Below are 247 nucleotides of genomic sequence, written 5' to 3'. Positions count from 1 at the left end.
GAGCGTGTGGGTGCTGATCCAGGTGATGGCGCCCAGCGCGATGATGATGAGCAGCGGCGCCGCCCAGATCGCCAGTTCGAGCTGGGTCGAGTGGTCCCAGTCGGGGCTGTAGGTGGCCTCCTTGTTCGACTGGCGGTAGCGCCAGGAAAAGAAGACGGTCAGGGCGATCACCGGGATGATTATGATCAGCATCAGCACGGTGGAGACGACGATGAGGCGTCCCTGCTGATTGGCGATGTCGCCGGAG

The 247-nt window shown here is 63.2% G+C and carries 1 pseudogene; it reads right to left on the bottom strand.

Annotated elements, in window-relative coordinates:
* Positions 1 to 247: pseudogene (locus ACCD05_RS32025) on the bottom strand (ubiquinol oxidase subunit II); the annotation flags it as partial.

The sequence above is a fragment of the Rhizobium sp. Rhizsp42 genome (assembly GCF_047304155.1).
Taxonomy (GTDB): Bacteria; Pseudomonadota; Alphaproteobacteria; order Rhizobiales; family Rhizobiaceae; genus Rhizobium.
This window is presented reverse-complemented; position numbering and strand designations above follow the sequence as displayed.